The organism is Kitasatospora sp. GP82 (assembly GCF_029892105.1).
Taxonomy (GTDB): Bacteria; Actinomycetota; Actinomycetes; order Streptomycetales; family Streptomycetaceae; genus Kitasatospora.
The window spans coordinates 226134-235890 of the sequence record NZ_JARZAJ010000010.1 but is presented as its reverse complement, the minus strand read 5'-3'; the positions used below and the strand labels follow the sequence as shown (position 1 = coordinate 235890).

Sequence of the window (9757 nt, the reverse complement as noted above, 5' to 3'; positions counted from 1 at the left end):
TGCTGCCCAAGCACCTGGACGAGAAGGTGGCGCGTCTGCACCTGGACGCCCTGGGCGTCAGGCTGACCACGCTGACCCAGGACCAGGCCGACTACCTCGGTGTCCCGGTCGAGGGCCCGTACAAGGCCGACCAGTACCGCTACTGACGATCGGTCGTCTGCCGGCGGGGGAGGAAGGCATGCAGCAGCGAAGAGAGAGAAGACAAGTACCGATGCCGCCCATCGAGGAGATCGGAGGATTCTCCGTGATTACAGCCCGCGACCCCGAGCGCCCCGGCCGTCTGCTGCTCGCCGAGCGGGAGGAACTGCTGCCGCTGCTGCGCAGAACGCCCGAGTCCGAGTTCGACCGCCCGACCTCCTGCCCGGACTGGACCGTACGGGAGGTGCTCGCCCACTGCGGCGCCGCGTTGCTGCGGATCGTGGAGGGGCGACTGCCGGGCTTCACGCCCGAGAACAACGCGGCCGATGTCCGCGAGCGCAGCGACTGGTCGCTCGGCCGGGTGCTGGACGAGCTGGAGCAGGGCATGGCCGAGGCGGGCCCGATGATCGCGGCGGCGGGCGGGGAGTTGGACGTCATCGCCCTGGGGGAGTGGGTGCACGCCGGGGACGTGCGCGAGGCGCTCGGCCAGCCGGGTGCGTACGAGAGCGTGGGGATGGACGATGCGCTCGCCCTCCTCTCCACGGTGAGCCGGGAGCGCAGCACGCCGCGGGTGTACGCCTCGACGCCGATCGGCGGCCTGGTCTTCGGCAACGTGGTCGAAGGCCGGGCCCCGGCCAGGCTGGAGGCCGACGCCGGGACACTCATCAGGATGTACTGCGGCCGTCCGGCAGACCCCGCGCGCTACCGGCTCACCGGGGCCACCGACCGGGAGCTCGTCATCTACGGGTAATCCCAGCAGGGTTGGCATGTGGTCGGCCACGCACCACCCGGGATGCGGGGAGCAATGCGAACAACCATTCGGCTCCGTAGCGGGTCTGTCGCGCTCGCAGTTGCTCAACCGGAGACCCGCGTCCCTGGGTGACTCCCGTGTGCGTGGCCATCCGCATTACGCCGCCGCCCCGGTGAGGCAGTCCGCCTCGTCGGAGGCGTCACACCGGACGCCACGAGGGAGGGCCGATGGATCTGAACAACCGACCACTGCGGTTGGATGGTCGACTTAATTCATTCATCCTCGGTCCCGCCTGCCGCAACCGTCTGCCTGCCGGACGAGCCTGTTCCAGATCCCATGGCGTCCCCCTGTGGATCGTCGGTTCTGCTGCAGCCGTGCTGCCCTCGAAGACTTTCCCACTCCTGGCCGACAGAACCCGACCGGGCAGCACTCTTCGGACCGCAGAGGAGTCACCCCAGCCGGACGACCTGGAATGCCTCGGCAAGCCTGCCGGGGCCCAGGCCGCCCTGGGTGGCGTGCTCGGTCTGCCAGCGGGTCAACAGGGCCTCCAGCTCGGCGAGATGGGCGGTCTGCGAGGTGTGCAGGCGCAGGGCGGCGAGCTTGCGGGGGAAGACCTCGGTGATGTCGACCCAGTGGTTGGGGGACGGGCCGGTGATCAGCCAGATCTCGGGCACCTCCCAGGTGGCCAGGTTCTGCTCGCGGTAGAGGGTCGGGTGGGCGAAGGGGTTGCGCGCGTCGGGGTACACGGCGCGCAGGGCGGCGTCCCCGGCGGCCCGGTGGTCGGGGTGGACGTCCGCGATCCGGTCCCAGTTGATCTCGGGGCTGGGGAGGATCACCAGGTCGGGTCGGGTCTGCCGGATCACCCGGGTGATGTCGCGGCGCAGCTGCATGCTCGGCTCAAGGCGCCCGTCCGGATAACCGAGGAACCTGACGTCGTGCACGCCGGCCGCCCGGGCCGCCGCCTTCTGCTCGGCCCGGCGCAGCGGTGCGACGGTCTGGCGGGGGAGGGCCTCGTCGAAGCCCCCGTTGTCGCCGTCGGTGAGTACGCAGTAGGTGACCGAGGCGCCCTGGTCCGTCCACTGCATGACCGTTCCGGCTGCGCAGAACTCGACGTCGTCGGGATGAGCGGTGATCACCAGGACCCGGTCGGGCCTGGCCGCCGCCCCGGCCGTCACTGCCGTCCCCTCTGCAGCGGCCGTGCGGCCGTCCTGCTGCGGTGCCGTCGGCGACTTGGCTGGCGTCATGGTGTGTGTCCTCGTCCTGGTAGCGCACCGGCCTCGGAGGCTCTGGGCCTGAAAGGCTGTCGGGTCCGGTCGGTCAGCAGCATCACGTCCCGGCGCGCGCGGTCACAACGGGATCCGGGCGGCGTACACCCGCCATGGCATGGGTGCGCCGCCCGTCGCCGCCGCCGGGGGCCGCCGGATGCGGGTAATTTGAGATGGCAAAAACAATGGACGGCCCAGAAGTACGGCCAGTGATCTGACAACACCCGTACCGGGCCATGATCTTGAGGTCGGTGAGACGCGGTGTGCAGGATCTTCGGGCACTTCGGCACCCAGGTCTCCGCGCTGCAACTGGCGGCTGTCGGAGGCCGGCAGCTGAGCGGCGGCCCCGATGCGCAGACACTCGTCCGCGGTGCCGACTGGTCGCTCGGCTGCAACCGGCTCGCCGTCACCGACCCGTCCGGCGGTGCACAGCCGTACCGGTCGGGCGGTGACGGCGGAATCACGGTGGTGTTCAACGGTGAGATCTACAACCACCGCGAGCTGCGCCGCCGGCTGACCGCACGCGGGCATGTCTTCGCCGACGACTGCGACGGCTCTGTCCTGCCCGCGTTGTACGCCGTGTACGGGCCGGAGTTCGCCGAGCAGCTCGACGGTATGTACGCCATCGCCGTCGTCGACCTGCGCGCCGAGCCGACGCTGCTGCTGGCCGTGGACCCGATCGGGATGAAGCCGCTCTACTACCACTGGGATCCGGCGCGCGGGGCGCTCTGCTTCGCCTCCGAACTCCCCGCACTGCTGGCCTTTCCCGGGGTTTCGTCGACGCCGTGGGAGCCGGGGCTCGACGCCTGTCTGACGACGCGCACACCACTCGGTGAGCAGACCATGTTCCGCGACGTCCGCGCTCTGCCGCCGGGGGCTCTCGCCCGGCTCACCCGTGCCGACGGCCTCCGGTCGACCCGGCGCACCGGTGAACCGGCGAGCGACGTGGGCACGTTCGCCGAGGCGGCCGGAACGGCGCGGCGGCTGCTCGCTCACGAGGTGGCCCGGCTGAGCCGGGCCGATGTGCCCGTGTGCGTGATCACCAGCGGTGGCCTCGACTCGGGGCTGGTCACCGCCCTGGCCGCCGGGCACCTGCCCGAGCTGCACTCCTTCAACCTTTCCTACCGGGGGAGCTGGCCGTCCGACGAGCGCGCCTTCGCGCGTGAGACCGCCGAGTACTGCGGCGCGACCTACCACCAGGTCGAGGTGGACCCGGCGACCTTCCCCGACCTCCTGCCCGCCGTCGTCGACCACCTCGGCCAGCCGAACGCCGACCCGATCACGCTGAGCAGCTACGCCCTCTTCCGGGCCGTCCGCGAGGCGGGATTCACCGTCGCGCTCACCGGGGACGGCGCCGACGAACTCTTCGGCGGCTACGACCGGATGGCCGCCGCGGTGCGCACCCCTGTCGGGCAGCCGTGGATCCCGGCCTATCTGGATGCGCTCGCCGTAGCCCCGCGACAGCTGCGCGAGTGGCTCTACACCGACGACTACCGGGCGTTCGTGGCGAGCGATCCGGAGGGCAGCACCGAGCAGCGGTTGGCGGCGGAGCTGGGGAAGGGAGACCGGATGCCGGCGCTCACCCGTTTCGAGACCGGCTCCCGGCTGCCCGGCTACCACCTCCGCCGGGTGGACCACCTCAGCATGGCCTGGGGCGTGGAGGCCCGACTCCCGTACTGCCAGCCCTCGGTGGCCGGGCACGCCCGCTCGCTGCCGGACCGGTTCAAGATCTCGGAAGGCGCCGTGAAGCGGACCCTCCACGGTGCGGCGGCCGGGCTGCTGCCGAGTTCGGTGCTCGCGCGACCCAAGCAGCCGTTCACCCTGCCGGTCACGGCGATGCTCGCCTCCGGTCAGCCGCTGATGGACTTCGCCTGCGAGGTGCTGAGCCCGCAGGCGTTGCGGCGCGGCGGTCGGCTGGAGCCCCGGCGGGTCGTCGAGCTGCTGGAGCGGCAGCGGACGGTGCCGGACCACCGGACGGCCCTGGTGCTCTGGGCGCTGCTGATCCACCAGCTCTGGGAGGACCGCTGCCGCGCTGCTGCGGGTCCGGCCCGGACCGCGCGGTGATCGCGCACACCGCCCAGGCCGTCGGCGCCCCCTGCCCGACGCTGGTGCTGGACGCCGACCTGTTGCCCGCCGAGGAGGCCGCCCTGCGGCCGGTGCTCACCCGCATCCGGGAGTGGCTCCAGGCGACGGGATCGGGCGGGGTGCTGAAGTTCGCCCTGATCGCCGTCTCCGCCCACCCGCTCTTCGACCTCGACTTCCGCTTCGTCCAGTGCCTGCCGGGCGGTGCCGACCGCTTCGACTTCGCGGCCAACTGCGGGCACTCGATCCTGGCGGCGGTGGTCGTCGCCGAACAGCAGGGTCTGCTGCCCAGGCTCGCACCGGGTGGCCGCGTCCGCGTACGGGTACTCAACAACGGCGATCTCGTGGTCTGCGAACTGGCCGAAGCCCGCAGCCTCAGCCGTGACTTCACCGTGCACTTCGTGCAGTCCCCGTCCGTGCCGCTGGCCGATCTGCTGCCCACCGGCCGGGCCGTGGACCTGCTGGCGATCGAGCGGGCCGAGGCCGGGATCGGGGCGGCGCAGGAGGTCTCCCTGGTCTCGCTCGGCAACTCTTACGCCTTCCTGGACGCCTCCTCACTCGGCATTCTGACGGAGCATCAGCTCTTTGGGGCGGGGGACGGGCTGTTCGCCCAGCTGGCCGACGTACGGGCGGCAGCGGCGCGCAGGCTTGGGCGGCCCGCCGACGGGGCGCTGCCGAAGATCGCGGTGGTGGGCGCGTTCCGCCCCGGCCGACTGCACGTCAGGGCGGTGGCGGTGCCGTCCTGGCATCCGACCCTCGCGGTCACCGGTGCGATCTGCCTGGCGGCCGCCATGGCCATCCCCGGTACGGTGCCGCAGCGGGCGGCCGCGCGAGTGGCCGCGACCGGTCCACGGGTGGCGGTGGAGACCCCCGGCGGGCGGACCACCGTGACCGGCGCCATCCGGCGCTCGCCCGGCGGGGACCTCCTGGAATGGGTCAGCGTCGGCCACAAGATGGCCCATCCGACCGGCTCGGCCGACCTCGGCCGTGTCCGAGGCGCACCGCTCGTACCCGGGCTGGACCCGGGCGCACCCGACGCGCTTGCGACGGGTGCAGGTACGCCCGCAGTCCTGCCGCGGGCCTGACCCTCGCCCGAAGGTCCGTTCGTATCCGTGGCGTCCACACGCCACGGCGTGAATGCGCAGGCCGGAACGGTCGAGCGGGCCGCTCGGCGCTGACAGGATGGCCAGGACACACCGTACGACCCACCTGTCGGGAGCACGGGAGACCCTCTGTCGTCGAGGCCCACCCGTGCTCCCGGCGGCGGATCCGCCCGGCCCGTCCCATCCGGCGCCGCGTCAGAGCGTCGTGCCCAAAGGCGTCGGGGCATCCCGGCACCCGGCGCCCCGGCACCGACGGGGGCGAAAGGTCCGCAGCCGGCGGACCGAGCCCACTCACCCACCCTGTGCGCTCGCCGCACCCGCAAGCCCCCGACTCCTGAGGATTCCGCGATGAGATTCGAGAACCTGCGCGTCGTGGTCACCGGCGCCTCCCGGGACTTCGGCCGCTCACTGGCCGTCGGCTTCGCCCACCTCGGAGCCGAGGTCTTCGTCTCGGCCCGCACCAAGGAGGCCGCGGACCGGACGGGCGAGCAGATCATGGGCGCCGCCCGGGACCGCATCCACGCCTTCGGCTGCGATCTGAGCCGCCCGGCCGAGATCCGCGACTTCGCCCGCCAGGTGGCCGGGCACACCGACCGCGTCGACCTGCTGATCAACAACGGTGCCCGCTGGCTCGACGGCGTCGAGCTGGAGTCCGCCTCCGACGCGCAGATCGTCGACACCATCGAATCCACGGCCGCCGGCACCGTCCTGATGGTGAAGCACTTCCTGCCGCTGCTGCGTGCCTCCGACCGCCCGGACATCATCAACATGGTCTCCGTCTGCGGCCTGGGCGGCACCGCCTCGTCCACCGCGCACGACGCCTTCTACGTCGCCAAGAGCGCCCAGGCCGGGTTCGCCGACATCCTCGCCCGCCGCCTCGGGCCCACCGGCGTCCGGGTCATGGCGCTCTACCCGCCGGACTTCTCCACCTCGGACCCCGGCACCCGCGAGTGGGAGGGCGTCGCCCGCTCACCCCAGGAGAAGCTCACCACCCAGGCCCTCTTCGACTGCATCGCCTTCGCGGTCGACCAGCCACGGGACTGTTTCATCCGCTCCTTCCACTTCGAACCCCGGTAAGCGAGCCACGAGCACGAGGAGGTCCAACCGTGTCCGCTCCCCTATGGATCACCGCGACCCCGGCCACACCCAACGGAGAACTGCACGTCGGGCACCTGGCCGGTCCCTATGTCGCCGCCGACGTGCTGCGCCGCTTCCTCAGAGCGGACGGCCACCCGGTCCGCCTCACCGGCGGCCTGGCCGACCACGAGAGCGCGGTCGAGCTGTGCGCCCTCAAACAGGGCCGTAAGGCGGAGGAGGTGGCCGACGGCTACGGCGAGGCGATCACGGTGGACTGGCGCCGGGCCGGAGTCGAGTTCGACCGGGTCGTCCGACCCGGCCAGGACCAGGGTTACCGCGAGTTCGTGACATCGCTCTTCGGCCGGCTCCACGCCGACGGCGTCCTGGTGGCGCGCACCCGGCTGCTCCCGTACTGCGGGCCGTGCGAACGCGCGCTGTACGGGAAGTACGTCCGGGGCGGCTGCCCCTCCTGCGGTGCCCAGGCCGACGGCAGCCTCTGCCGGACCTGCGCCCGCCCCAATGACTGCGGCGACCTGCTCGGACCGGTCTGCGTACTCTGCGACACCCCTGCCACGCTGCGCCAGTGCCGACGGCTCTACCTGCCGCTGGAGGCGCACCGCAAGGAACTGGCCGAGTACTGGGACTCGGTACCGATGCCGCCTCGCCTCGCCGCCTTCCGCGACGGCCTGGCCCACGACGGGCTGCCGGACGTGGCGGTGAGCCATCCCGCGCAGTGGGGGATCACGGTGCCGGTCGAGGGCTTCGAGGACCAGCGCATCGCGCCGGCCGTGGAGGCCGTCGCGGGCTACCTGCTGTCGGCCGGTCAGGAGTCCGCGGAGGCAGGACCGCTGCAGTTCTTCGGCATCGACCGGGCCGCCTTCCACCTCGCCGTACTGCCCGCCCTGGTGCTGGCGTCCGGTGGGCCGCTGCCCTCCGGCTTCCAGGTCAACGAGTACTACCGGCTCGGCGGGCGGAAGCTCTCCACCACCGAACGGCACGCCGTCTGGGCGCTGGACGTGCTCACCGACGCGGGCTCCGACACGCTGCGCCGCCATGTCCTCTCCGACCGCCCCGAGGGACGGCCGACCGAGTTCCGGCTGGACGAGCTGGACGGGACCCGTTCACACCTGCACGCGACCTGGAACGCCTGGCTGGGGCGCCTGTTCGCCGCGCTGCGCGAGGACTGCGCCGGGCTCAGCCCCGAGGAGCGGCCCGGCGGCGCCGGTTGGGACGTGCTCCGGGACCGGCTGGACTTTTCCGCTCGTGAATTACGAAGCTCCTACGGAGAGTCGGGGTTCGCGCCCCGGCGGGCGGTCGCGCTGCTGGACGAAGTCGTCCGGCTCGCCGACGACTTCCACCAGGTCAACGCCCACCAGCGGGACCACCGATCCGATCGGTCCGGCTACCGGGCCGTACTGGCAGCCGAGTTGGCTATCGCCTGCGCCCTCACCGCCTGGGCCTGGCCGGTCATGCCCGAGGGTGCGGAGCGGCTGGCGGGTGCCCTGGGCGTCACGGCCGGCGGACCGGTCACGGCGGGTGCGCTGGCGGGGCCCGCACCCGGGGTGCGCCTGGCTCCGCCGACCGGACCGGTGTTCGGCTTCTGAGGAGGCCGGGCACTGCCGGGCCGGCCTCGCGGTCGGCCGGCTTCGCGGTCGGTCGGCCGGTCGAGCTCGGGACTGTCCGAGGCATCGGCCGGTCGATCGTGATCCACTCCTTCCGTGTGCACCCGGACGGACCGGGTGCACACGGATTCCCTTCTGGCCATGACGAATTCGAGGAGGCCCGGTGACGATCGCTGCCGTCCGCACGTCGTTCCCCCCGCTCGGCCGTACGGTTGCAGGCTCGACGCCCGTCGAGACGCCAGGCCGGGTGCGCCGGATCGCCATGCTGAGCGTGCACACCTCCCCGCTGCACCAGCCGGGTACCGGCGACGCCGGGGGTATGAACGTCTATGTCGTAGAACTCGCCCGCTGCCTCGCCGACCTCTCGATCGAGGTGGACATCTACACCCGCCGTACCGGCCGCGACCAGCCCCTGGAGGTCGAGCCCGTCCCCGGGGTGCGGGTCCGGCACGTTGCGGCCGGGCCGGTGGACGGGCTGAGAAAGGAGCAGCTCCCGTCCGTACTGGGCGAGTTCGCGGAGTGGATGCAGCGAGCGGTGGCACGGTACGGCCCGGGCCACTACGACGCCGTCCACTCGCACTACTGGCTCTCCGGCCAGGTCGGGCGTGCAGTGGCTGGGAGTTGGGGCGTCCCGCTCGTGCACACCATGCACACCATGGCCAAGGTGAAGAACGCCGCTCTCGCAGCCGGTGACACCCCCGAGCCGCCGGCCAGGCTGATCGGTGAGAACGCGCTGGTGGACCGGGCCGACCGTCTGATCGCCAACACCTCGTCGGAGGCAGGGGAGTTGGTCCGCCACTACGGCGCGCCGCCCGACCGGATCGACGTCGTCCACCCCGGCGTCGACCTCGGCATCTTCCGCCCGCTGGACGGCCGTACGGCCGCCCGCCGGCGACTCGGGCTCCGGCCGGACGCGCTGGTCGTCCTGTTCGCAGGACGGATCCAGCCGCTCAAGGCCCCCCGACGTCCTGTTGCGTGCGGCTGCCGAACTCGTCCGGCTGCGCCCGGGCCTGCGGGATCGGCTGGTGGTACCGGTGATCGGCGGACTGAGCGGCAGCGGCGCCGAGTTCCCCGCACGGTGTCGGCAACTGGCGGACCGGCTCGGCATATCCGATCTGGTCCGGTTCCGGCCTCCGGTGGGACAGCGCGAGCTCGCCGACTGGTACCGGGCCGCCACAGTGCTGGCGATGCCCTCGCACAGCGAGTCCTTCGGGCTGGCCGCGCTGGAGGCGCAGGCCTGCGGAACCCCCGTGCTGGCGGCCGAGGTCGGCGGTCTGACGGTCGCCGTCAGGGACGGTGTCACCGGCCGGCTGGTACGCGGCCACGACCCGGCCGACTATGCGGGGGTGCTGGCCGAGCTCGGCGACCGGCCCGGGCTGGCCGACCGGTTGGGCATGGCGGCGACACGCCACGCGGAGCGGTTCGGCTGGGAGAGCTGCGCGGCGGCGACCGCGCGGGTGTACGCCAAGGCGCTGCGGACCCGGAGGGCCGAGCAGCTGCTGGCGGCTGCCACCGTCTGACGGGGATCTCCGACAGACCGGGGCGGGGAAGAGGATGGGCAGGGGCGACGGCACGCCCCTGCCCTCGGCATGTGCCCCATCCTGGAGGAACAGGGGCGCATGCCGGTTCAGAAGGCTGCCACGGTGCGGGCCGCCGGGCAGCCGACGACACCTGTGCCACCTTCATCTTCTCCGAGGCTAGCACGACATTTTGTCCAAC

7 protein-coding genes and 1 pseudogene are annotated in these 9757 nt (G+C 72.4%); 7 read left to right on the top strand and 1 reads right to left on the bottom strand.

Annotation, left to right across the window (positions count from 1 at the left end):
- Together P3T39_RS13235 and P3T39_RS13230 are read left to right on the top strand one after the other, a co-directional pair.
- On the top strand, positions 1 to 146 hold a 146-nt coding region (locus P3T39_RS13235), incomplete at its 5' end, for an adenosylhomocysteinase (protein ID WP_280697723.1).
- A gap of 98 nt (positions 147 to 244) precedes the next feature.
- Positions 245 to 889: a maleylpyruvate isomerase family mycothiol-dependent enzyme gene (locus tag P3T39_RS13230; RefSeq protein WP_280697711.1), complete on the top strand. Its 645-nt coding sequence runs from the start codon at positions 245 to 247 to the stop codon at positions 887 to 889.
- A gap of 449 nt (positions 890 to 1338) precedes the next feature.
- On the opposite strand, the gene P3T39_RS13225 is transcribed toward P3T39_RS13230, so the two are convergent.
- Positions 1339 to 2133, bottom strand: a complete 795-nt coding sequence (locus P3T39_RS13225) for a PIG-L family deacetylase (RefSeq protein WP_280697710.1) — start codon at positions 2131 to 2133, stop codon at positions 1339 to 1341.
- A gap of 282 nt (positions 2134 to 2415) precedes the next feature.
- Here P3T39_RS13225 and asnB point away from each other — a divergent pair, with 282 nt between their 5' ends.
- The 5 genes and pseudogenes from asnB to mshA all read left to right on the top strand — a co-directional run bounded on the left by asnB (position 2416) and on the right by mshA (position 9558).
- Positions 2416 to 4218 carry an asparagine synthase (glutamine-hydrolyzing) gene (gene asnB, locus P3T39_RS13220; protein WP_280697709.1) on the top strand — a complete coding sequence of 601 codons (1803 nt, stop codon included), beginning with the start codon at positions 2416 to 2418 and terminating at the stop codon, positions 4216 to 4218.
- The gene (locus P3T39_RS13215; protein WP_280697708.1) at positions 4215 to 5321 is read left to right on the top strand and encodes a PrpF domain-containing protein; all 1107 of its coding nucleotides are present in this window, start codon (positions 4215 to 4217) and stop codon (positions 5319 to 5321) included. Before asnB ends, P3T39_RS13215 begins: the two co-directional genes overlap by 4 nt.
- 366 nt (positions 5322 to 5687) lie before the next feature.
- Positions 5688 to 6416, top strand: coding sequence for an SDR family NAD(P)-dependent oxidoreductase (locus tag P3T39_RS13210; RefSeq protein ID WP_280697707.1), 729 nt, complete (start codon positions 5688 to 5690; stop codon positions 6414 to 6416).
- Positions 6417 to 6445: 29 nt separating this feature from the next.
- On the top strand, positions 6446 to 8020 hold the full coding sequence (locus P3T39_RS13205) for a class I tRNA ligase family protein (RefSeq protein ID WP_280697706.1): 1575 nt from the start codon (positions 6446 to 6448) through the stop codon (positions 8018 to 8020).
- A 265-nt stretch (positions 8021 to 8285) separates the two neighbouring features.
- Positions 8286 to 9558 (top strand): annotated as a pseudogene (gene mshA, locus P3T39_RS13200) (D-inositol-3-phosphate glycosyltransferase).
- The last annotated feature ends 199 nt before the right edge of the window (positions 9559 to 9757 follow it).